Source organism: Methylocaldum gracile (assembly GCF_053646815.1).
In genome coordinates this window covers 768,825-792,663 of record NZ_CM132196.1, presented here as the reverse complement: position 1 = coordinate 792,663, position 23,839 = coordinate 768,825, and the positions used below count along the sequence as shown (strand labels likewise).

Sequence of the window (23,839 nt, the reverse complement as noted above, 5' to 3'; positions counted from 1 at the left end):
TCATGCAAAGACCTGTCGCAGAAATCTTTTCGCAAGGGGATGAAGTCGTCACCGGCGAAATCACCGATACCAATTCGGCCTGGCTGTCGCGAAAGTTGACCGCCCTGGGGTTTGACGTGGCCCGGCATACCGCGGTCGGCGACCGGCTGGAAGCGTTGGTCGATCTGCTCCGCGAAATCGCCGGGCGCGCCGATCTTTGCATTTGTACCGGCGGATTGGGACCGACCTGCGACGATCTCACCGCCGAAGCAGTCAGCCAGGCTTTCGGCCCGCCCCTCGAACTGGACGAAGATGCGCTGGCTCAGGTCGAGTCTTATTTCATGCGATTCGGACGCGCTATGCCGGACGTCAACAGGAAGCAGGCACTCCTCCCGCGCGGCTCGGAGCGTCTCGACAATCTTTGGGGCACCGCTCCCGGCTTCGCCCTCACGGCCGGCCGCTGCCGCTTCGTCTTCATGCCCGGCGTGCCCGGCGAGATGAAGGCGATGTTCCGTCGCTGGATCGAACCGGATCTGCGCCGTCGCTTTCGGTTGTGTCCGGCGCGGCTGGTGGTATTGAACACTGTGGGCATGGGCGAATCGAGTCTACAGGAGCGTCTCGATCGAATCGCCTTGCCGCCCGAGGTAAAACTCGGCTTTCGCGCCGGAGGACCGGAAAACCAGGTCAAGCTGCTGTTTCCCGCCGATTTCTCCGAGACCGAGATCAACGACATCGCAAAACGCGCCGCCGACGCAATCGGGGATGCAGTATTTTCGATCGGCGGCTCGGGGGAAGCGGAAAACGACATAGCTTCGGTGGTGGGCCGCGAACTCGCCGCGCGCGGGTCGACGCTTCATGTCGTCGAAACTCTGAGCGGAGGCAAGCTGGCCAACCGCTGCGCCGGCGAGCCCTGGTTCCGCGGAGCGGTCGTGATCCCGGATTCGGCCGGCCTGTGCCGATATTTCGGAGTGGAGCCGTCCGACGATCTTGCCCAGGCCGCAGCATGGATTGCCCCGCGTCTACGGGAGCAAGGCGCGGATCATGCGCTTGCTCAAATCGCGTACTACGCCCGCGACAAGCTACACGACGAAACCGCAACGATCGAAATCCATTTCATCCTTGCGGCTCCCGATGGCGTCTGGCGGCAAACGCGGACTATAGGCGGCGGTACCGCACGTAAACAATCCACCGCCACGGCGCTTAGTTTCGATCTCTTGCGTCGGTATTTCCAGAAAAAACCAGGTTTCCACGCCTTGTAATTTGGCACAAAGCGGCCGTCTCAAGCCCTGCTGACGACTCGTCGCTCGGTCAGCAATCGGTTCAGCACGGCGCGATTCTTAAGAAGATCCGCCAACGTATACCGATTCAGAACTTCCTGAAAGGCCGAGACCGCTTCCTGAAGCACCTTTTTCAGGGTGCAGCCCGGAATGATTCGGCACAAACTGCGTCCGGGATCAAGGCATTCCACAACGTGGAAGTTGCTCTCCATGTGGCGTACGACTTCGCCGATATTGATCTCCTCGGGAGGGCGTCCGAGCTCTATCCCGCCATGCTTTCCGCGCGTGCTCTTGACATAGCCCTTTGCGGACAGCTCCTGAACGACCTTCATCAAATGGTTGTGAGACATATCGAACACGCTGGCGATCTCGGCGATAGTCACCATGCGTTCAGTGTGTATGCCGACATACATCAGCACTCTTAAACCGTAATCGGTGTAACGGGTCAGCTGCATTTAGCACCTCGAATGGACAATTAGAGCCGTTTTACGATACCGATTGGCTTAAGGCAAATGCGGCACACAAGTATCGACTCAATAATTTCTTGACTTTTTCGGTCATGCCGTCTTGAAATATAAACATGCATGTGCGATACATTAGAACCGTAATCATGTATTTGATATGCATGATAAACAAGATGCCATAAGAGATGCATCAATTTTTTGGGCCGACGTCAGGTCCGGAAACGGACTGGAACCCTTTATTAGGAGTGTGACTATGAGTCTCTCGTGTATTCTCCGACGAACGTCATCGTTTCTCTCATCACCTTTGCTGTTGGCGATCTTTTTTATCCCGATCGCGCAAGCGGAGTATGTCCCTGCCAAAACCGATTCGGTTTCGGGGAGCACCCATCGCATCACCTTGCGTGCCGCCCCCTTACCGTCCGGGCAATTCGGCTATCAGATGGTGAGCCATAAGATCCAGACTGCTGGTGGCCAAACCGAGGATGTCACTGCGCGGTACAGCGACAAGCCGACCATTCCGGGCCCTGCCATCGTCATGACCGAGGGCGATGTTGCGGAAATCACCCTGGAAAACGGCATCCCCAACACCGATCAGCCCGTCAGCCTGCACGTGCACGGGGTGCATTTCGATATCCGCAGCGACGGCACGATGAAGATGCTCAACGGCGTTGCCGACGAAGCCGCCTTCCCCGGCAAGCCGTACACCTACAAATGGACCGCAGCGCCGGGTACCGCGGGCACCTGGCCGTATCACGACCACACCTTCGGCAATCCCATGCTCGGAGCCGAGGACAAGGGACTGTTCGGCACCCTGATCGTCAATCCGCGTAGCGGAAAGGTGCCGGCACTCATCAACGGCAAGATCGAGGATGTGAATGTCGGCGATATCAAACGCGAGTTCATCCTGTGGATGCACGAAACGACATTCTGGGGGATGGAAGTCAATAACATCCTCAAGGGCAAGCAGGTTCCGCTGTGGACCAATCCCACGGTGGGCGCGCGTCTCGGCGAGAAAGTCCGCTTCCACGTGATCGGGCTGGGAACCGCCTTCCACACCTTCCATTTGCACGGGCACCGTTGGCTCAACCCCGGCACCACCCATGTCGTCGATACGGTCAACATCGGACCGATCAGCCGCGACACGTTCGTCGTCCAAGCCGGCGAAGGCGTCGGCACCGGCGACTGGCACTTCCACTGCCATGTCATCCAGCACATGCAGGCCGGCATGATGGGTGACTTCAAAGTCGTCAAGTAAGCTCTATCAAAATCACATCAAAACAAGAGGTTATGAATATGAATAAGTTTCGCAAACTGACCACCGCCATTGCCGTGAGTCTCGGAACCATGAGCTTGACGCCCATCGTGAGCGCCGAAACAGCCTCGTCCGAAGACGACGTCATTCTCAGCGTTCCGGGCGTCATGCCGGTCGGCGCGCTGGAAATGACCGACGAGCCCGGTCGGTGGTTCAAAGACCCGACGGATGGCGACAGCCTGGTCGTGGTCAAACCCGGCGACGCGGTCTTGATCAAGATGACCGACGTCAACGCCGAACACACGATTACCAGCCTGTTGTGGCAGCCCGGCGCCGCCAAGTTCCCGGTCGACCAGGACAAGCCGTCGAGCGCCAGCGTCACACAAACGTTCGATAAACCCGGCCTGTACGTATTTACCTGCAAGGTCCATCCCTACATGTTTGGCGCCGTCGTAGTGGATGACCCCAATACGGAAGGGCTGGATCTGGGCAGCGAAATCCAGCTCGTCACCGGGGCAAAAGTGCCGACCACCAGCGATATCGCCAAGAAGCTGCTTCGGACCTTCTTCGTTGCCACCACGCCGTCGCTCTGGCGTGACTATTCCAAACCGAACTGGGACCTAAAGCTCCCGTCCATCCCCCTGAATCTGGGCGGAACCGTCATCAGCCTGGATGCGCTGAACGTATCCATGCCGAACAAGTTGTCCAATCCGGCTACGCCCGGTGTCGGCGAGGTCTGGGTGAACGCTCAGTTCGAGACCATCAAGGGCAAGAGCAAGCCGGGTTCCGCCACACAAGTTGACGCAGCGAACTGGACCATCAAGAAAAAGGTCAAGGGCGTCGACATCAATATGAACAATCCTCACAACATGTGGACGGACAGGTCCTACAAGTACATCTATCAAACCGAATGGTTCGATAAGCGCTTGGTCACCTTCGACCGTGAAACCGGACAGATTTACGGCGCTCTGACGGTCGGCCAATCGCCTTCTCATGTCATGTCGCGACCGTCGGATGACAGCCTGACCGTGGCACTCAACGGCGAAGACCGCGTATTGAAGCTGACCGGAGGCAAGCACCCGACGGCTCAGGACAGCGTTAACACTGGCCCGAACTCCGGACCCCATGGCCATCACGTGACCCATGACGGCAAATACGCGCTGACGCCGAATGCCTTGGCGGGCTCCGTATCCATCGTCGATCTGGACAGCGGCCAGGCCTCCACCGTGCCGAACGTCGGCGTGATTCCCATCGCCATCTGGGGCGACGCGACCGACAAGGCCTATGTAGCCAACCTGCTCGGGACACCGCCGCTGCTCAGCACCCTGAGCGTGATCGACATCAAGAGCAAGCAGAAGATCAAGGACATCGATCTCGCTGCGGATTACGATCCGATCAGCGGCAAGACGACAGGCGAGGCGTATGGCTTGCTGCCGATCCAGACCCCGATCAGCCCGGACGGAAAATACGTGGTCACGGCCAACACTCTGAGCGCAACCATTACCATCACCGACACGTCGACTCACAAGGTGGTCAAGAGCCTGCCCTGCGAGCCGGGCTGCCATGGCGTCAACTTCGGCATGAAAAAAGGCGGTGGCTACTACGCCTATGTCGCCAGCAAGTTCGCCAACGACCTCATCGTGGTCGACATGGACAAGCTTGAAGTCGCCGGCCGCGTGATGCTCGCCGACGTCAAGGATGCCGATATCGTCGGCAACAACGGCATGGGCGGCCAAGGCGTCCTGCCGCTGCCCGTCGCCGATCACGGATGGATCGAGCAAACCGCCAAACTGTCGGGCTCCGGCCAGCTCAGCGCCGAGGTCGAGTCTTGGCTGGGCGCTCTGACGACCGCTCAACGCGGAATTGAATTATCCGGAAAGATGGTGCAATCGGAGGGCAAGCACTGATCCGGAAACGGTTCCTCTTTTTCCAAAGTTAGGAGCTCTCCGCCCGCTCAAGCGACACTATGGCGCTTGAGCGGGCGTCTTTTCGTTTCGACGACATCCCTTCACACGCTACCCCGAGTCGCGGATTCGGCCGCAGACTCGACTTTATTCCAACTTTCACGGATACCAAGACTCACGAGCCCTCTCTAACGGTATGATCGGGCGATCCGTCAGGAGGAGATTCAGTGATGCCTTTCACTCGCCGTCTGAGATTCTCGGTCGCGCTGCTGTGCATCGGACTCTTCGGCACAGCGGCTCACGCCGACGAATATGCCGCCAAACGCCAGGCTCTGATCGATGAAATCCGGCGCGAAACACGCTGGGTCAGCAGCGAAATCGGCAAAACCGAGTTGGACGCCCAAGTCCTGGCCGCCATGGGGAAGGTTCCCCGGCACGAGTTCGTGAGCGAGGATCTGCGCAGTATCGCGTATGCGAACCGGCCTTTGCCCATCGGTTACGGACAAACGATTTCCCAGCCTTTCATCGTGGCGCTGATGACCGATCTGCTGCGGGTCAAACCGGATGACACGGTGCTCGAAATCGGCACCGGTTCCGGCTATCAGGCGGCCGTCCTGGCGGAATTGGCCGAGCGGGTCTACTCCATCGAGATTGTGCCGGAATTGACCCAAATGGCGACGGAACGTCTGAAACGGCTGGGCTACGCCAAGGTTGAGACCAAGACCGGCGACGGCTATTACGGCTGGCCGGAACACGCGCCTTTCGATGCCATCATCGTCACCGCCGCCCCCACGCAAATTCCGCCGCCGCTGGTGCAACAGCTCAAGCCGGGCGGCCGCATGATCATACCGGTCGGCGGACAATTCCTGTTGCAGTATCTGGTGCTCGTCGAGAAGAGCGAACAGGGCAAGATCTCGACTCGGCAGATCGTGCCGGTGCAATTCGTGCCTTTGACTGGCGCTCATTAGACATGGCCGATTCCGCGATCGAATCTCGCCGCGACGAGGAGCGCGCGCGCCATGAAGCGCCGCCGCGGCTGCTCTTGCTCTCGGTTTCGCTGATTTCGGCTGCGGCGCTGGTCTATGAAATCCTCTTGATGCGGCTTTTTTCCGTTATCCAATGGCATCACTTTGCCTACATGATGATCAGCTTGGCGCTGCTCGGCTACGGCGCGAGCGGAACGTTCCTGACGCTCGCACGGGAATACTTGTTGCCCCGTTTCGGCGCCGCATTCGTTCTCAACGCGGCTTTGTTCGGCTTGAGCGCGACATTGTGCTTTCTGGCCGCGCAGCAAGTGCCCTTCAATGCGCTGGAAGTGCTTTGGAGTCCGCGGGAGTGGGGGCATCTCGTTCTGATCTACCTTATCCTGACGCCGCCCTTCTTTTTCGCGGCCAACTGCATCGGCCTGACCTTCCAGCGCTACAAAGCGACGATCGGCCGCACCTATGCGGCCGATCTCTCGGGAGCGGGAACAGGCGCTTTGGCGGTCGTTCTTATGCTGTTCCTGGTGTTTCCGTTGAATGCGCTGGTCCTCGCGAGCGGAGTGGGATTTGCGGCCGCGTCCTTGGCCTGGATCGCATTGGGGATGCGCCGCCGCGAACTGATCGCGCCTTTAATTGCCGTGATTGCCGCTTTGTGGCTTTTGGTTCATTGGAGCGGTGTGGAACTCCGGCCGGTGGAATACAAAAGCCTCTCCCAGGCATTGCGCGTGTCCGGAGCGGAGCGAATCGAGGAACGTTCCAGCCCGCTCGGGCTGCTCAGCGTGGTGCGCAGCCCCGAAGTACCGTTCCGCCATGCGCCGGGGCTCAGCCTGAACAGCCCGGTTCCGGTGCCGGAGCAACTGGCGGTGTTTACCGACGGCGAAGGCATGAGCGCCATCAATCGTTGGGATGGAAGCCGAGGCAGGCTCGCTTTTCTCGATTACGTGCCGTCCGCCCTGCCGTATCACCTGTTGCCTCGGAAGCCGAAAGTCCTCGTTTTGGGCGCGGGAGGGGGCAGCGAGGTGCTTCAGGCGATCTATCACGATGCGGAACGCATCGACGCCGTGGAACTCAATCCGCAAATGATCGACCTGGTATCCCGCGATTTTGCCGATTTTGCCGGGCAGGTTTACGGTCAGCCCTCGGTTCGCGTACATGCGGCCGAGGCGAGGAGTTTCGTCGCCGCGTCGGCGGAGCATTACGATTTGATTCAAATCGCCTTGCTGGACGCCTTCAACACCTCGTCGGCGGGTTCCTATGCGCTGAATGAAAGCTATCTTTATACGGTTAAGGCCCTGCAAGCCTATTTGGCGCACTTGAGATCCGGCGGTTTTCTGGCCATCACCCGCTGGGTCCGCCTGCCGCCCCGGGACGAGATCAAGCTGTTCGCGACCGCTGCCGATGCCTTGGCGCGTCCCGGCGTGAGCGCGCCGGAACGGCGCTTGATCTGGATCCGCGGCTGGCAGACCAGCACCCTGTTGATCAAGAACGGCGAAATTTCCGATCCGCAGATCGCCGCGCTGCGGCAGTTCTGCGACGAACGCTCATTCGACCTTGCTTACTACCCCGGAATCGAAGCGCAGCAAGCCAATGTCCACAACCAGTTGAAAGAACCTTATTTCTTCGAAGCGGCGACGGCCTTGCTGAGTCCCGAACGGGAATCGTTTACAGAGCGCTACAAGTTCGATGTCCGTCCAGCCACCGACAGTCGGCCGTATTTCTTTCACTTCTTCAAATGGCCGCTTTTAGCGGAAGCCTTCAAGCTGAAAGGGTCGGGAGGACTTTCGCTGCTCGACATGGGCTATCCGATCCTGCTGGCAACGCTGCTCCAATCGGTGATCATCAGTACCTTGCTGATCCTGGCCCCGCTCGGGGTCTTGATGCATCGGAGCGACGGCGGGGCGAAGAATAGCCGGCGATCCCCGGTTTTCGGCTATTTCTTCGCGATCGGCTTGGCATTCATGTTTACGGAAATCGTTTACATACAGAAATTCATTCTTTACCTTGGCCATCCGCTCTATGCCGTGGCGGGGGTCCTCGCAGGATTTCTGATCTTCGCTGGACTGGGAAGCCGATATGCGGCGAGGATTACGCCCCAACAGGCCGGAATGCATATTTCTCGGGCTACCAAAGCGATTATTGCCGTCTCCGCGGTTTATTTCTTAACGCTACCATCGCTGTTTGATGCATCCATTGCCCTTCCCGCCCCTATCAAAGTGACGGTCGTCCTCGCCTTGATCGCGCCGTTGGCGTTTTTTATGGGTATGCCTTTTCCGCTTGGGCTTTCGCGGCTGGCGGTCGAGGCGGAGCGGCTGATTCCCTGGGCTTTCGGAATCAACGGCTGCGCATCGGTCATCGCCGCCATTCTGGCCACGGTATTGGCCATTCACGTCGGTCAGTTCTGGTTATTGGTCGCCGCCTTGTCGCTTTACGGACTGGCGGGTTTTGCGGCGCCCCACCGGGGTTGAGATCGACGCACCGGCTTTCTGGCGTTTCGGCCGGTCCGGGCCACGCTCAGGAACCCAAGTCTTTCCGTCACGTCTAAGATTCGGATAGGAATGTATCCGCCGCTTTGCTTCAAGGATGAGAGGCGGTTTTTTTCATTGAATTCATGTTTTGCCGATACGAAGCCCAAGCTTCGCAAGGACGCGAGGTTCTGTCATGAAGTATCCGCTTGTCATCGCCATGTCATTGCTGGCCGGCTGCGCACCGATATTACGCGAGGAGCCCTTGACCAGCCGGATCTATCCCCCCACGGCCGAGATCGATATTCTGGATTCCTGGCCCGAAGACAGGGCGTTCATCGAAATCGCGGAGATTACGGCCCGTGCCGACCGGGAGACCGTGGACGCAATCGTCGATCGAGCCAAAGCGGCCGGTGCCGATGCCGTCCTCTTCGGACCGCCCTACCATTACGGCGATGTGGTCATATTGTTTGCCGGCGGCAACATCGGCGGACATCAGGCGGGAGGGATCAACACGGTTCCCATGACGCGAATCCAGGCTCGGCTGATCAAATATCTGCCATGACCGATGTCGTCCATGATCCGATCACTGGCAACTCGAAGTCTTGATCTGTGACCCGGTATCCGGCTTCCTCAGCCGATGCTCGGCAATCACGCGGGTAATGTCCTCCAGCCTCACCGGCTTGATGAAGTGGTGGTCGAAACCGGCCGTGAGGCAGCGGTAACGGTCCTGATCCTGGCCGTAGCCACTGATGGCGATCAACAGGGCCTGCCGGTTCTGAGGCATGGCGCGCAACTTTTGCGCCACTTCGCAGCCGTCCATCACGGGCAGCCCGATATCCAGCAAGACCACATCCGGAGCGAATCTCTGCGCAATCGCGAGAGCTGTAGGACCATCCGGCGCCCGCTCGACCTCGCACCCTTCCAGCTCGAGCAGCAAAGATAATCCCTCGACGGCATCCGCATTGTCGTCAACCACCAGCACGCGCAGCGCGGCGCGTTTTTCCGCATCGGTATCGTCCGCTGGCTTCGCTGTCGACTGCTCCGCCGGCTTGTCGGATAGCAACGGCAACCGGACGACAAATTCGGAACCCTTGCCGATACCCTCGCTCTTTGCCTCGACACTGCCGCCGTGCAAGTCGACCAGTTGTTTCACGAGACTGAGCCCGATGCCCAACCCACCTTTCGCACGATCCAAAGAACGGTCGGCTTGGGCGAAAAGGTCAAAAATGCGGGGCAACACCTCCGGACTGATCCCGACACCTGCATCCCGCACCCGGATGACGGCCTGTTCGTTCTCCGTTGTCGCCGTCAGCCAAATCTGTCTGTTCGGCTCGGAATATTTGGCGGCATTGTTGAGCAAATTCGATACGACTTGCGCGATTCGGATCAGGTCGCCTTCGATCCAGACCGGCTCGGAAGGCAGGGATAGGCTGATGCTGTGGCCGTGAGCCTGAATCAGCGGCCGGCTCGTTTCCATGGCGTGGTTGACGATGGTGGCCAGTTCCAGCGGCTGCTTGTTCAAGGTGACCTTTCCGCGGCTGATGCGGGACACGTCCAACAAATCGTCGACCAGTCGGGTGAGATGCTTCGTCTGCCGCTCGATGACATCTCTGGCCCAAGCGTACTGCGGTCCGTCGCCGCTGGTCCGATGCAGGATCTGTACGGCGCTCATGATCGGCGCCAGCGGGTTGCGCATTTCGTGCGCTAGCGTGGCCAAGAATTCATCCTTTTGCCGGTCCGCGGCAGTCAACTCTTCGGTCTTACGGATCAGCTCATCCTGTAGCTTTTTCATTTCGGTGATGTCGAGATTCATGCCCGCCCAGGCTGTCACCTTGTCTTCGGCGTTCCGGATCGGGACGCCGCGACTCAAAATGCGGCGGTAAGAGCCTTCCGCGCTCCGGATACGATATTCGTAATCCCAGAAGCAGCCGGCTTTGACGCAGTGCCTCCAATGATCCAGGATGGGCTGCAGATCCTCCGGATGCACACGCGAGGTCCAACCGACGTGTATGCACTCGTCCAGCGTCATCCCGGTCATTTTCAAGAACGAATCGCTCAAGTAGCGGATATCGCCGTTAGGCTCGCAGATCCAGGCTCCGAAAGGGATCGACTCGCCGATCGCACGATAGAGCGCCTCCGATTCGGCGAGAGCAGCCTCCGCGCGGCGGCTTTCAGTGACATCCCGAAAAATCAGAATCACGCCCAATAACCGGCCATCCATGCCTCGTATGGGCGCAGCGCTGTCGCTGATCGGAATTTTCCGTCCGTCTCTCGCAATCAGCACCGTATGATTCGCGAGACCGACGACGGTGCCGGTTCTCAGTACCTTTTCGACGGGGTTCTCGATCGGTTTGAGTGTCTCCTCGTTAACGACGCGAAACACGTTCTCCAGTGGCTGGCCGCGCGCTTCATCCTGAGTCCATCCGGTCAGCGATTCCGCAGTCGGATTGAACAGTTCTATAAGACCCCCGGTATCGGTGACGACGGCCGCATCGCCGATGCTGGTCAAGGTCACGACAAAACGATCGCGCTCGACGCGGAGCTGTTCTTCGGCCTGCTGGCGTCTGAAAATCTCGTCTTCCAATCGCTGTCGCACCTGCGACTCGCGCCGCACGAGCGCGGTTCGCCATAAACGGACCAATAGGACGATGGCAAGTCCCACTACGACAAAAACGCCTAGCGGAATCCATTCGCCAGTCCCCTCGCCCCTCGGCGAACCGACCGGAGTTACCGTGAGATAAGTACCCAGCACGGCGCCCAATAACGTGGCCAGCAGACCTGGGCCGAATCCGCCGTAAAGAGCGCCTATTAGCACCGGCAGCAGAAAGGGCATCACTATGGGCGCGCCTTGATACGATTGGCGCAGGAGCAATATGGCCAGCGCTACGGCAACCGTCGCGCCGAACGATAGGGCATACGCCGATACGAACGAGAGCTTGGAGTGAACCATGACGAGAATCCTGTCTCCATCAAACGGCGAGATTCCGGTTAGCGGATATCGCACCCGGGCAGCGGCCATGCCGGGCAATCCGCATCGTCGGCCCGATGTTAACACGGTTCGGCCGGCGAATCGCTCGCATCACTCATCGCCCGCCAGTGAACCCTGGATAGTCGACTAAGCCGCCTATCCGCCGAGTTCAAGAAAATGAACGTTTAGCGCCTTGGAAACAGCATCCTTGCCGCGGCCAAGGCACGAAAGCCAAGATTTAAGTCAAACCGATCTTCAGCCGCTCCATGGCCTTCTGAAGATTGGCCATGCTGGTGGCGATGGAGAGGCGCACATGACCCGGAGCGCCGAAAGCGGAGCCCGGAACCACGGCGACGCCGCCGTGCTCGATGAGATGCTCCGATAGACCCAAGTCGTCGAAAATTCCCGGCATGCGATCGATCACGCCTTGCACATTGGGAAGGACATAGAAGGTCCCGTCGGTTTCGAGACAGGATACGCCGGGAATGCTGTTCAACTCGCTCACCACGTAATCGTGCCGTTCCTTGAAGGCCTTGACCATCTCGCCGATAAAGGACTGATCGCCGGTCAAAGCGATTTCTGCGGCCACCTGGGAGATGGACGTGGGGTTGGATGTGCTTTGCGACTGGATATTGGTCATCGCCTCGATCAGCTTCGCGGGTCCCGCCGCATAGCCGATGCGCCAGCCGGTCATGGAATAGGCTTTGGATACGCCGTTCAAGACCACGGTGCGGTCGTACAGCTCCGGGCAGACATTGAGAATATTGCAGAAGCTGCCGGCCTTCCAGACGATGTGCTCGTACATGTCGTCGGTGGCGACGACCACGCCCGGATAGTCTTTCAACACCTCGCCGAGGGCTTTGAGCTCCGCTTCGCTGTACGCCATGCCGGTCGGGTTGGACGGGCTGTTGATCACGAACAACCGGGTTTTCGGCGTCAGCGCCGCCTTGAGTTGGGCGGGCGTGATTTTGAACTTCTGCGACTGCGGCGCGTCGATAATGACGGGGACGGCGCCTGCCAAGAGCACCATGTCCGGGTAGGACACCCAGTACGGCGCGGGAATGATGACTTCGTCGCCCGGATTCAAAAGCGCTTGCGCCAGATTGTAAAAGCTCTGCTTGCCGCCGCAGGATACCAACACTTGCCTGACGTCGTAGTCGAAGCCGTTTTCCCGCTTGAACTTTGCAACCACCGCCTTCTTCAGGCCGGGCGTACCGTCGACCGCCGTATATTTGGTGAAACCGTCCTGAATGGCCTTGATGGCGGCCTGTTTGATATGCTCGGGGGTATCGAAATCCGGCTCGCCGGCTCCGAGGCCCACGATGTCTTTGCCGGCGGCGCGCATGGCGGCCGCTCTCGCGGTCACGGCCAAGGTAGGAGAGGGTTTGATCGACTGTACGCGGTCGGAAAGTTTGATGTTCATTGTGTCGAGTTAAAGATTGATCAAATAGGTCAGGCTTTATGCCCCAAAAAATGATACTCGATGAAACCTTGCCCCTGAATCCCACCAGGGGAAAAAGTTTCGATCTTCATAGCCAATTCAAGCCGTCCGGCGATCAACCGGAAGCGATCCGGCAACTGATCGAAGGTCTCGGCGACGGCTTGTTACACCAGACTCTCTTGGGCGTCACCGGTTCCGGAAAAACCTTCACCGTCGCCAATGTCATTCAGGCCGTGCAGCGCCCGACGCTGATCCTGGCGCCGAACAAGACGCTGGCCGCCCAGCTTTACGGGGAAATGAAGGAATTTTTCCCGGAAAACTCCGTGGAATACTTCGTTTCCTATTACGACTACTATCAGCCAGAAGCGTACGTCCCGGCTTCCGATACCTATATCCAGAAGGACGCCTCGCTCAACGAGCATATCGAGCAGATGCGCCTGTCGGCCACCAAGGCGCTGATCGAGCGGCGCGACACGATCATCGTGGCGACCGTGTCCTCAATCTACGGCTTGGGCGAGCCGGCCTCCTATTTCAGCATGGTGCTGCATCTGGTGCGCGGGGACATGATCGATCAGCGGACGATCCTGCGCCGCCTGGCCGAATTGCAATACACCCGCAACGAAACCGAGCTGCGCCGCGCCACCTACCGGGTGCGGGGCGATGTGATAGACGTGTTTCCGGCGGAATCCGAAAGGGAGGCGCTGCGCATCGAGTTGTTCGACGACGAGATCGAACGGCTATCGCTGTTCGATCCCCTGACTGGGGAGATCATTTCCCGCATCGCCCGCTACACGGTCTATCCCAAGACCCATTACGTCACGCCGCGGGAAAAAATCATGGAAGCCGTGGATCAGATCAAGGCCGATCTCAAGGTACGGCTGGAGGAGCTGCGGTCTTTGAACAAGCTGGTGGAAGCCCAGCGGCTGGAGCAGCGCACGCTGTTCGATCTCGAAATCATGCTGGAAGTCGGCTATTGCTCGGGCATCGAGAACTATTCGCGCTATCTCTCCGGCCGCGCGCCGGGCGAACCCCCGCCCACCCTGTTCGATTACCTGCCGGCCGATGCCTTGCTGGTGATCGACGAGAGCCACGTCACCATTCCGCAGCTCGGCGCCATGTACCGGGGCGACCGCTCGCGCAAGGAAACGCTGGTGGAGTACGGTTTCCGCCTACCCTCCGCCCTGGATAACCGGCCGCTCAAGTTCGAGGAGTTCGAGGCCCGTTCGCCGCAGCGCATCTACATTTCGGCGACGCCGGGACCGTACGAACTCAAGCATTCCGGAGCCGTCATCGAGCAGGTGGTGCGGCCTACCGGCCTGGTGGACCCCGAGGTTGAAATACGCCCTGCCCTGAGCCAGGTGGAAGACCTGCTTTCGGAAATTCGCGAGCGCATCGCCCGCAGCGAACGGGTGCTGGTCACCACGCTGACCAAGCGCATGGCGGAAGATTTGACCGAATATCTGTTCGAGCACGACATCGCCGTGCGTTACCTCCATTCCGACGTCGAAACCGTGGAGCGCGTCGAGATCATCCGCGACCTCCGGCTCGGTCGGTTCGACGTGCTCGTGGGCATCAATCTGCTGCGGGAAGGTCTGGACATCCCCGAAGTCTCGCTGGTCGCCATCCTCGACGCCGACAAGGAAGGTTTCCTGCGGTCTACCGTTTCGCTCATTCAGACCATCGGCCGCGCCGCCCGCAACCTTCGCGGGAAGGCAATCCTCTATGCGGACACGGTCACCGGCTCGATCCAGCGGGCGATCGAAGAAACCGAACGCCGCCGTGCCAAGCAGATCGACTACAACAAGCGAACGGGCCTCACCCCGACCGGTATCTCGAAGCGCGTGACGGACATCCTGGAAGTCCCGATACCGGGCGCTTTACAAACGGGTTCCGGGAAAAAGAAGCTGGCCAAAGTGGCCGAGAAAGGCGCCGACTACCACGCGGTAAAACCGGCGGAAGCCGCCAAGCTGATCAAGCAGCTCGAAGAAAAGATGTACACCCACGCCCGCGAACTCGAATTCGAGGAAGCGGCACGATTGCGCGACGAAATTCGGCGGATTCAGGCGGAAGTGTTTTCCGGGGCATAGGCGTACGCTCAAAAGCCGCTCAAAGACAGTAAGAAAGAAACGCGTTTCGGGTTATTCGATCCAAATCATAGTTTCCGGCATTATCTTTCGTCTCAGCACTCTGGTTGCTGATTTCCATGGTCAAATCGAGCATCTCGATCGAGCTATATTGGACTCTGGATGGATACCGTGTCGTGGTCTGGTCGAGCGGAAAGGTCGCTTACGCCAGGACCTATGCCTTACGCCAGGTCGCACTGAAGGCTTGCAAACGGCTGGCGAAATCGCTGACTGCTCCGCCGGAGAACCGGGACCGCCGCCCCGAGTAATCGAATATCGGAAAGCCGGCGACCTCAAGCATTGCGAACCGCACGTCCGAATTCCTCGATGGCTTGAACGGACAGGGGATGATCGCCCATCTCGAGTAACAGGGGCAAAGGAATGGTGACGTGATGAGCGCCCGCGACCACAGCCTGCACCACTTCGCTCGCGGATTTCAGACTCGCGACCAGAATCGTGGTCGGCGTGTCGCAGGCATCGACCACCTCACGCATCTCCGAAACCAGCGCCGCGCCGTCGCCTTGAAGACGCGTGCTGCGGTTCACATAGGCGATCGAATACGCCACGCCCGCCTCGCAGGTGAGATACGTCTGCGCGGCACTGTAGCTGGCAGTCATGCCGACCTTGACGCCTTCTTTGGCGAACTTCGCGGCCAGCACCAGATTTTCGGTGGTCATCCCGATCTTCAGCGCCACGTTGGACCTCAAGGCCAGGAAACGCCGCGCTTCGGCCTCGCGTTCGGACACGGTCGGCGCGGTCAGCTGATAAAAAACCGGACCGGGGCAAATGTCGGCCAGTTCGGCGATCACATCCTCCGGCTTGCGGTCGACTTTCGCCATCAAGGTCGGATTGGTCGTTATCCCGGCGACGAAGCCGAGCGTCATCGCCTGGCGTGCGTCGGCGGGGAAAGCTGAATCCAGAAACAGGGACATCGTGTTCTCCTCATAAGGTTAAATCTATCGGCAAAGGATTGCCTTCCCATGGCTGGGCCGTTGTAGGTCAGGAATCCTTTCCCGACGTAGGGTTCGTCGGCAAAGGATTGCCGACCTACCGCAGCCATCGGCCTGTGCTGATTGGCTTTCTATTGAATCGCGCCGATGACTTCGCGGATGTCTTCCATCACCCAGGTCGGCGCATAATCGAGGTCGGCCAAGTGCGCCCGCGTGGAAATGCCCGAAAGCACCAAAATGCTCCGAATGCCTGCGCGCACGGCACCGAGGATGTCGGTGTCCAGGCGATCGCCCAAGGCAACGGTTTCTTCGGGCGGCACCTGCAAGCGCTCCATCGCCAGTTGATACATGATCGGCTCAGGCTTGCCGATGATGGTGGGTTCGATACCCGTGGCGGCTTGCAAGGCCGCCAAGACCGCGCCGTTGCCGTGGGTCATGCCATGCTCGGTCGGAAGAGAAGTGTCGGGATTGGTGCCGATAAACTTCGCTCCGGCGCGAAGGTTCAGGGTGGCGGTGGCCAGCTTGTCCCACGACAGGGTTCGGTCCAGGCCGCAGACCACGTAATCGGCATCCTTTTCGTAGAGTTCCGCCAGGCGGAAGCCGTTTTCGAGCAAAGCCCGGCACACGCCGTCCTCGCCGATGGGGAACACCTTGGCACCGGCCGGCGCGTGCTGCTTGAGATACAGCGCGGCGGCGAGGCCGGAACCGATCACCTGCTCCCGGTCGACGCCAACGCCCATGCGGGCGAGCTTGGCGACGTACTGCTCCGGCGTGTTGCTGGCGTTGTTTGTGGCCAATACGAAACGGATGTCACGGGCCCGCAGGGTCTCGAAAAACTCCACCAGTCCGGGCATCGGGCGATCGCCCTCCCAGAGCACGCCGTCCATATCGATGATCAGGGCGCGAATGTCGTTGAGTGTCATGAGATCGATTCTCGATTATGGATTGCCGATCGAAGCGCGCCTAAATTACCCTTTGATGGCCGGCTCGTCGATACTTGGCCGCTTTTCAAAAACCGTAAACAACCCCGAAGAGTAGTCCCATGTCAGCAAGCACCACTCAAATCAAGGCCTACATCCAGGCTGCCGATGCCGTCATCCGCGAACACGCCGAAGAAGTCACCGAACTCGACCAGGCGATCGGCGATGGCGATCATATCGCGAACCTGCAGCGGGGCCTGGCCGCATTGGACGCGTTGGCGGAAGAGCTCGGGCGAATGGATTGGTCCGCCGCCTTCCAGAAAATCGGCATGAGCCTCATGAGCAGCGTGGGCGGGGCTTCCGGTTCGCTCTACGGCACGTTCTTTCTGTCCATGAGCAAGGCCATGCGGGACAAGGACATGAACCTACCCAATCTGGCCGAAGCCTTCAGCCAGGGCGTCGAATCGGTCAAACAGCGGGGCAAGGCCGATTTGGGCGAAAAAACCATGCTCGACGTCTTGATACCAGTGGCGAACGCTTTGCGACAGGCAGCGCGAGAGTCTTGGGAATTGCCGCAAGCTTTGGAAACGGTCAACCGCGTAGCCGGGGCAGGCTGCGAATCGACCCGCGACATGATCGCCACCAAGGGACGAGCCTCGTTCCTCGGCGAACGCGCCCGCGGCCATATCGATGCAGGGGCGAGGACCAGTCAGTTGATCATCGGGGCGATCGGGGACGTGCTGGCGAAGAGCTCACAGTAGACCCCTCCGCGGCTTGTTAGGTATCCCGGGAACCTTCTTACAGCTTATAGCCACTTGATTTCTACCTCTGCCCCCAGGGATTCGAGCACGTGCCGGATTCCCTCAACGCCCTTGTCAGAAGGAAGAGTTAAAGATACAAGCTCTCTGGCCATTATGCGGCGAGCCAGACGCTTCGCTTCAAGTCGTGGTTGCTGCCCAAACTCCACAAGCCGGGGCACCAATTGGTAGCGTGCTTTACCATCCCAATCTGTCCATGATCGGTTTGCATCCCAACTCAATACAGTAATTTTGATGCCGTTTTTCACAATTAGGACCTAATTCCATTCGGCATTCGAGTGAACACTCATCGTAGGGTGGGTTAGCGAAGCGTAACCCACCGATTCGAGGCCGCTCGGTGGGTTACGGCCTCGCGGCCTACCCCACCATCGATGGGTTTCGCTTCGCTCTACCCCTCCTACAAAATGAATGCCTTATTGAAAGCGATTTGGAGTAAAACGTTCTCAACATCCCCACCTCAACGCCGCCGTATGTACCGGCGCATCCCACAACCTGATCATCTCTTCGTCCAGCAGAGTCAGCGTGACGGAGCAGCCCGCCATGTCCAGCGACGTGGTGAAATTGCCGACCAGCGAACGGACGATGCTCACTCCGCGCTGATCCCAGAACTGGCGAGCGAGATCGTAGACCAGATAAAGCTCCATCAGCGGCGTCGCGCCGAAGCCGTTGACGTGCAGCAGGGCCGGCTGGCCTTTGGCGGGTTTCAGCTCGCCGTCGATGGCTTGCGTCAGGTGCTCGACGATTTCCGAAGCGCTCGCCAGAGCCATGCGCTCCCTGCCCTTCTCCCCGTGTATGCCCACGCCCATTTCCATTTCATTGTCGGCGATCTCGAAGGTGGGCTTGCCCAGGGCCGGAACGGTACAACTGGTCAGCGCGACGCCCATGGATGCGGTGGCCCGCACCACGCGCTCGCCCAGCGCCTTGCAGCCGGCCAGGTCCATGCCGGCTTCCGCCGCCGCGCCGACGATCTTTTCGACGATAGTCGTGCCCGCCACTCCGCGCCGGCCCATGCCCTGGTGCTCGGGGATGGACACATCGTCGTGCACCAGTACGGTCTCGTGGGGGCAGTCGAGCATTTCCGCCGCGATCTCGAAATTCATGACATCGCCGGCGTAATTCTTGACGATGAACAATACGCCGCCGCCGTTTTCCGTGGCCTCCGCGGCGGCGAGCATCTGATCGGGCGTGGGCGAGGTGAATACCTGTCCCGGACAGGCCGCGTCCAGCATGCCTAAACCGACGAAACCGGTGTGCAAGGGCTCGTGCCCGGAACCGCCGCCCGAAATCAGCGCCACCTTGCCCGGTACGCGCGGCGCGATGCGGACCATATAGCGGGGTTCCGGATTGAAGCGAACGATATCGGCATGCGCCAGCGCAAAGCCGCGCCCGCTTTCATCCAGCAAACTCTCGACAGTGTTGATGAATTTCTTCATGGGATTCCTTAAGACGTTCGATAACTCGTTAACTGAAGCGGCCCGCGGGCCTGGATAGCGTGCCTGAAAGCAAACCATCGGGCCCTCTTCGGGTCAAGCTTTGTCCGAACGGGTGCATGTCGGCAAAGGATTGCCGACCTACTTAGCGACGCCCTTTCGTAGGTCGGCAATCCTTTGCCGACACAGCTATACCCCGGTAGGAACCGCGCTAGAGGCCGCAACCTGCCGCGACTGCCCCAAAATGGCGTAACAGACCGGCGTGAGTATCAGGCTGGCCCCCATGCCGAACAACAGCCCGGCGGCCAGCGACAAGGTCATCGGGACCAGAAATTGGGCTTGCTGGCTGGTCTCCAACAGGGTCGGCAAAAAACCGGCGAAGGTCGTGAGAAACGCCAGCAGAATCGGGCGGAAGCGGACGGTGCAGGCTTCTAAGACCAGGCTATGGGCTTTGGGCTCTAGGCTACAGGAAGCAGCGATTGGCGAATCTTGCTCGCTGTCCTCTTCTAAAGCCTCGAGCCTAGGGCCTGTAGCCTCATGTTCCTTGATGTAGTCGAGCAGCACCAAACTGTCGTTCACTACCACGCCGCTGGCGGCGATCATGCCCACCAGGGATTCCATGGATAAAGGCAAACCCGCCAGCCAGTGGGCGAAAACCGCGCCGCACCAGGCGACGGGCGCGGCCAGCAGAAAAATCAGCGGAATGACATAGGAGCGGAACGGCACGGCGATCAGGGCGTAGATCACCACCAGGGCGATCAGGGTGTAGAAAGCGAGAGCATGAACGGACGCCTCCTGCTCGATTCGCTCCTCGCCCAGGCCTACGTCCAGCCCCGGGAACTGCTGTTTCAAACGGGGAATTTCCGCTGCTTCCAGATCGGCATAGATCGCATTGAGGTCCGCCGACTTGGGATCGACCCGCGCTTGCACTTTCAGCACACGCTGCCGATCCTGCCGGGCCAGCTTGGCGTAGCCGGGCACGAGGTCGATCTCGGCGAGGGTCCGAAGCGGCGCTTGTGCTCCGTTGGGCAGGCGGATCGGCAGATTATGCAGATCGTCCAAGGACTGCCGCTCGCTCCGGGGCAGGCGCGCCATGACTTTGACTTCGCTGCGCCCTCGTTGCAGCCGATGAACTTCGTCGCCGTAGTAGCCGTGCCGCGTCTGCTCGGCGACGTCTTCCAGCCGCAGCCCCAAGCGTTCCGCTTCAGGCTTCAGGCGAAGGCGGATCTCGGGTTTGCCGGGTTCGGCGGAGTCCACCACGTCGTACACGCCGGGATATGCGGCCAGTTTGCGCTTGAGCTGTTCGGCCGCCGCGGTCAGCAGCGACGGATCGGGCGCCCCGAGGTCGAGCTCGATATCGTAGGGAACATCGCCTTCCTTGTAGAGAAAATCGATTTTCGCGCGCCCGATGTCGCCGATGCGCCGGCGCCATTCCTGGATGAAATCCTCGACCACGATGTGTTGCCGTCCTTCCGGCGAAAGCTCGGTCCAGAATCCGGCGCCGTGCTCCCACACCAGCGTCTCCAGACCGACGATTACCGAGGCTGGCTCCAGGCTTGAGACCTGAGGCTGGAGACTTGAGGAAGATAGTGCTGCTGTTTTCTCTCTGCCTTTTCCTCCAGCCTGATCCAGTTCATCCCGCAACTCCAGCAAAGCCCGCTCCACTTTTTCCGCCGCCCGGAGGGTTTCACTATAGGGCGCATCCTGCGGTAACTTCAGATTGACCCAGAAACTGTCCTTGGTGACGTCCGCCTGCAGCGACAACCGGATATGGCCGCCGGCCACCAGCGCGGCGCCCAGCATCAGCAATACGGCGAAAGCGGCAACGGTGAGATAGCGCCATGCCAAGGCTTTTTCCAGAAAGGGTCCGTAAATCCGCCGGACGAAATCCTCCAAACCGCGGTTGAGCCTGATACGCAATCTCTCCAAGCGAGAGACATATGGGCCGGGTCTTGAGGGAGCGGCCAAATGCGCAGGCAAGATCAATAGCGCCTCGATTAAAGAAAATACCAGCGTGAGAATCATCACCAGGCAGATCGGCCGCATCATCTCCCCCGCCCAGCCGGGCAGGAACAGGCCGGGCAGGAAGGCAACCAGGGTGGTCAACACCGCCAGAATCACCGGCTGGGCGACGCTTTCCGCGCCGCGAATGGCACAGGCGAGGCTATAGGCTCTAGACTCAAGGTCTTGATTTTCCAGCGCCTGAGGTCTAGAGCCTAGCGCCTCTCCTTGAGCCTTCAGCCCATGGCCTAGGGACTCTGGCCTAGAGTCTAGAGTCTGTTCCTTATGCACCGCATCCCCGACGATGATGGCGTCGTCCACCAGAATACCCATGGCGAGCAGAAAACCGAACAGGGACAGCATATTGAGCGAGATGCCCAGCATCGGCATCAGCCAGAGCGCGCCGAACACCGAGGTGAGAATCCCCGCGCCGGCCCACAAAGCCACCTTGAATCGCAGAAATAGGCTCAGCACGGCGCACACCAGAACGAAACCGCAGAGGCCGTCCTCGATGAGAGTCCGGATGCGCTCGTCGTAGGCTTGGGAATCGTCCCACCAGGTAATCATCGAGAGCCGTTCCGGCAGCCGGGCACTCATCTCCTCCACATAGGCCTTGACCCGGCGGGCGACCTCGACCGTGTCATGCTCGGCGTGGATTTCCCAGCCCTGAGCCGTCTCGCCGTTGTGGCGCCATGCCGAGAGGCGTTCTTCCAGGCCGTCAGTGACGGTGGCTACGTCGCGGAGCAGCACCCGGCTGCCGTCCGGATGGGTTTTGAGCACCAGATCCCCGATCGAAGCTCCCTCTCGGGCTTTGCCCTTGACCCGCAGCAACAGTTCACCGGCCGGGCTCTTCACCATGCCGCCGGGCAGGTCCACCGAAGTCCGTCGGACCGCGTCGGCAACATCGTGCAGGGACAACCGGTGTTGCCGCAGCCGTTCCGAAGAAACCTCGATGGCGATTTCGTAAGGCACGTCGTAGTAATTGAGGGCGCGGGTGACGCCGGGTAACCGCGCCAGATCGCCCTGGATACGTTCGCCGAGCCGCTTGAGGATGAGCGGATCGGTGGGACCGTGCAGCGCCACCCAGATGACGCCGTCGTCGCCCTCCCGGTAAGCCGGCTGCACCTCGATCTTTTCGAGAGTCTTCGGCAGTCGCTGAATGGACTGGACCCGCCCGCGCACGGCGTTCATCACCCGGTCTTTGTCGTGACCCGGCAGAACCACCACATTCACCCTACATTCGCCCTCGCTGATCTCCGACTTGAGCCGCTTGACGCCCGGCAGATCGTAAACCGCCTCTTCGATGCGGATGCACACCGATTCCTCGATCTCCAAGGGCCCGGCACCAGGATAGATCGCCTTGATTTCGATTTGGTGGGGGAGAAAGCGTGGAAACACCTCCTTGTCCATGACGATCAGGCTGCCGATTCCGCCGAACAGGATCAGCAGCATCAAGAGATTGGCGGCGACCGGGTTGGAAGCGAACCAACCGACGAGACCCGAGGAAAAGGTTTGAGACTTGAGGCTGTAGGCTTGAGAGCTATCAATTGGAGGCACGGTCATTCCTTTCCTCCGGCCCCAAGTCTCCAGCCTCGAGTCTCACGAGCATTCCCTCCACGGGCACCTGCACGCCGCCGATGACCACCTTCTCCCCGGCAGCCAGTCCGCCGCCGATCAAGACCCGATCGGCTTCGGTGCGCAGCACCGCGAGGCGGCGGATATGGAGGTGCCGCTCGGCGTCCACCACCAGCGCTTCCTGAGCCGCATTGACGGCGCCGGGCGGCAGCACGAAAACCCCGGACTGTTCCCTGCCATCGATCTCAGCCTTGACGAACAAACCGGTCAGCAAGGGTTGGGGATGTTTTTGCGCATACGGCTCCCGAACTTCCGCCACGAGATGCAAGAGGCCGGTCGCGTCGTCGACTTGCGCCTCGCTGCGCACGATGCGCCCCTCCCAGCGCTGTTCGACGTTCCCGAGATCCGCCGTCAAAATAACCCTGGGGCCTTCGTCGCGATGGCCGTTGCGCCGGCCCAGGTCCAGATCGAGGTATGCCAGTTGATCGGTCGAAACCGGCAAGCGCACCTCGGCCACATCGGTGGCATAGACCCGCGCCAGTTTTTCGCCGGGCTGCACGTATTGGCCGAGTCCCACGTACTTGGCCAATACCCGACCTGCGAACGGCGCGTGCAGTTCACACCGGCTCCGCTGCACGCGAGCCTTGACCAAATCGGCTTCGGCGGCTTTCAGCTTGGCCCGCGCTTCGGCCAGTTGCGGCTCGTGCAGGATGAGCGGCGAGGGCTGTCCTTCGCCGAGAGCCTGCCATTCGCTTCGAGCCTGTTCCGCTTCGGCTTCCTCCTGGGCGAGCCGACGCTTAGCCTCCGCAAGCTGGGCTTCGGCGGCGAGGACGGCCTGATCGTAGTCGCGGGGGTCGAGGCCCACGAGTTCCTCGCCCATCTCGAAGAACCCGCCGGCGACGAAATCGGGATTCAACCGGATCACCTTGCCCGCCACCTCCGCGACCCAGTCGATTTCGTTGCGGGGCATGACGACACCTTGTGAACGCACGTTCAACCGAACGGTCTGCGGCTCGGCACGAACGACCGAGACCAGCGGCGGTTCCGCTTTGGCGGGCTGGGTTTCCAGCGCCGGCCGGTGGGATACGATGGCATAAGCGCCGACCGCGCCGGTCAGCAACACGAGAATGGGGAGGAGGATTTTCATCTGGACGTTAACTACGCCGGAGGGAAAGCCCCAAGCTTCGACGCCTATCTCGCTGCTCGGGCGGGCACCCGGCGCACGCTCTCGGTTCGGCCTCAAGTCCAACGTCCAAAGTCACCAGCCTCATGCCTCTCCAAGACTCACC

At 60.1% G+C, this 23,839-nt stretch carries 17 protein-coding genes; 9 read left to right on the top strand and 8 right to left on the bottom strand.

Annotated elements, in window-relative coordinates; genetic code table 11:
• Window positions 1–2: 2 nt before the first annotated feature.
• Entirely contained in the window at window positions 3–1,238 is a 1,236-nt protein-coding gene (locus ACWJJK_RS03440) for a competence/damage-inducible protein A (RefSeq protein ID WP_454128654.1), read from the top strand.
• Between the two features lie 20 nt (window positions 1,239–1,258).
• On the opposite strand, the gene ACWJJK_RS03435 is transcribed toward ACWJJK_RS03440, so the two are convergent.
• Window positions 1,259–1,711 carry an Rrf2 family transcriptional regulator gene (locus ACWJJK_RS03435; RefSeq protein ID WP_454128653.1) on the bottom strand — a complete coding sequence of 151 codons (453 nt, stop codon included), beginning with the start codon at window positions 1,709–1,711 and terminating at the stop codon, window positions 1,259–1,261.
• Between the two features lie 262 nt (window positions 1,712–1,973).
• On the opposite strand from ACWJJK_RS03435, the gene ACWJJK_RS03430 reads away from it, so the two are divergent.
• The 5 genes from ACWJJK_RS03430 (at window position 1,974) to ACWJJK_RS03410 (ending at window position 8,886) form a co-directional block, all read left to right on the top strand.
• Complete coding sequence (locus tag ACWJJK_RS03430) at window positions 1,974–2,975, top strand: multicopper oxidase domain-containing protein (protein WP_454128652.1); 1,002 nt, start codon at window positions 1,974–1,976, stop codon at window positions 2,973–2,975.
• A gap of 38 nt (window positions 2,976–3,013) precedes the next feature.
• Window positions 3,014–4,879 (top strand): YVTN family beta-propeller repeat protein, encoded by a 1,866-nt coding sequence (locus ACWJJK_RS03425; protein WP_454128651.1) that lies wholly within the window; start codon window positions 3,014–3,016, stop codon window positions 4,877–4,879.
• Window positions 4,880–5,106: 227 nt separating this feature from the next.
• Window positions 5,107–5,844, top strand: a complete 738-nt coding sequence (locus ACWJJK_RS03420) for a protein-L-isoaspartate(D-aspartate) O-methyltransferase (protein WP_156880204.1) — start codon at window positions 5,107–5,109, stop codon at window positions 5,842–5,844.
• 2 nt (window positions 5,845–5,846) lie between these two features.
• Complete coding sequence (locus ACWJJK_RS03415) at window positions 5,847–8,324, top strand: spermine/spermidine synthase domain-containing protein (RefSeq protein ID WP_454128650.1); 2,478 nt, start codon at window positions 5,847–5,849, stop codon at window positions 8,322–8,324.
• A gap of 193 nt (window positions 8,325–8,517) precedes the next feature.
• Window positions 8,518–8,886, top strand: coding sequence for a hypothetical protein (locus ACWJJK_RS03410; protein WP_454128649.1), 369 nt, complete (start codon window positions 8,518–8,520; stop codon window positions 8,884–8,886).
• Window positions 8,887–8,907: 21 nt separating this feature from the next.
• On the opposite strand, the gene ACWJJK_RS03405 is transcribed toward ACWJJK_RS03410, so the two are convergent.
• Window positions 8,908–11,274, bottom strand: a complete 2,367-nt coding sequence (locus ACWJJK_RS03405) for a PAS domain S-box protein (RefSeq protein WP_454128648.1) — start codon at window positions 11,272–11,274, stop codon at window positions 8,908–8,910.
• Window positions 11,275–11,530: 256 nt separating this feature from the next.
• Complete coding sequence (locus ACWJJK_RS03400) at window positions 11,531–12,715, bottom strand: pyridoxal phosphate-dependent aminotransferase (protein WP_454128647.1); 1,185 nt, start codon at window positions 12,713–12,715, stop codon at window positions 11,531–11,533.
• 50 nt (window positions 12,716–12,765) lie between these two features.
• Here ACWJJK_RS03400 and uvrB point away from each other — a divergent pair, with 50 nt between their 5' ends.
• Entirely contained in the window at window positions 12,766–14,820 is a 2,055-nt protein-coding gene (gene uvrB / locus ACWJJK_RS03395) for an excinuclease ABC subunit UvrB (protein WP_156880314.1), read from the top strand.
• Between the two features lie 116 nt (window positions 14,821–14,936).
• Entirely contained in the window at window positions 14,937–15,125 is a 189-nt protein-coding gene (locus ACWJJK_RS03390) for a hypothetical protein (RefSeq protein ID WP_143735050.1), read from the top strand.
• A gap of 24 nt (window positions 15,126–15,149) precedes the next feature.
• On the opposite strand, the gene ACWJJK_RS03385 is transcribed toward ACWJJK_RS03390, so the two are convergent.
• Both ACWJJK_RS03385 and ACWJJK_RS03380 read right to left on the bottom strand, forming a co-directional pair.
• The gene (locus ACWJJK_RS03385; RefSeq protein ID WP_077728403.1) at window positions 15,150–15,788 is read right to left on the bottom strand and encodes a transaldolase family protein; all 639 of its coding nucleotides are present in this window, start codon (window positions 15,786–15,788) and stop codon (window positions 15,150–15,152) included.
• Between the two features lie 149 nt (window positions 15,789–15,937).
• The gene (locus ACWJJK_RS03380) at window positions 15,938–16,729 is read right to left on the bottom strand and encodes an HAD-IIA family hydrolase (RefSeq protein ID WP_077728404.1); all 792 of its coding nucleotides are present in this window, start codon (window positions 16,727–16,729) and stop codon (window positions 15,938–15,940) included.
• Between the two features lie 119 nt (window positions 16,730–16,848).
• On the opposite strand from ACWJJK_RS03380, the gene dhaL reads away from it, so the two are divergent.
• A complete protein-coding gene (dhaL, locus tag ACWJJK_RS03375) occupies window positions 16,849–17,487 on the top strand; it encodes a dihydroxyacetone kinase subunit DhaL (RefSeq protein WP_086135189.1) in 639 nt (212 codons plus the stop codon).
• Window positions 17,488–17,987: 500 nt separating this feature from the next.
• Here dhaL and dhaK read toward each other — a convergent pair whose 3' ends face one another.
• From dhaK to ACWJJK_RS03360, 3 genes are all read right to left on the bottom strand, one after another.
• Window positions 17,988–18,977 (bottom strand): dihydroxyacetone kinase subunit DhaK, encoded by a 990-nt coding sequence (gene dhaK / locus ACWJJK_RS03370; protein ID WP_086135188.1) that lies wholly within the window; start codon window positions 18,975–18,977, stop codon window positions 17,988–17,990.
• A 186-nt stretch (window positions 18,978–19,163) separates the two neighbouring features.
• Window positions 19,164–22,538, bottom strand: coding sequence for an efflux RND transporter permease subunit (locus ACWJJK_RS03365; RefSeq protein ID WP_156880214.1), 3,375 nt, complete (start codon window positions 22,536–22,538; stop codon window positions 19,164–19,166).
• A complete protein-coding gene (locus ACWJJK_RS03360) occupies window positions 22,519–23,793 on the bottom strand; it encodes an efflux RND transporter periplasmic adaptor subunit (protein ID WP_240502382.1) in 1,275 nt (424 codons plus the stop codon). Before ACWJJK_RS03360 ends, ACWJJK_RS03365 begins: the two co-directional genes overlap by 20 nt.
• Between the last annotated feature and the right edge of the window lie 46 nt (window positions 23,794–23,839).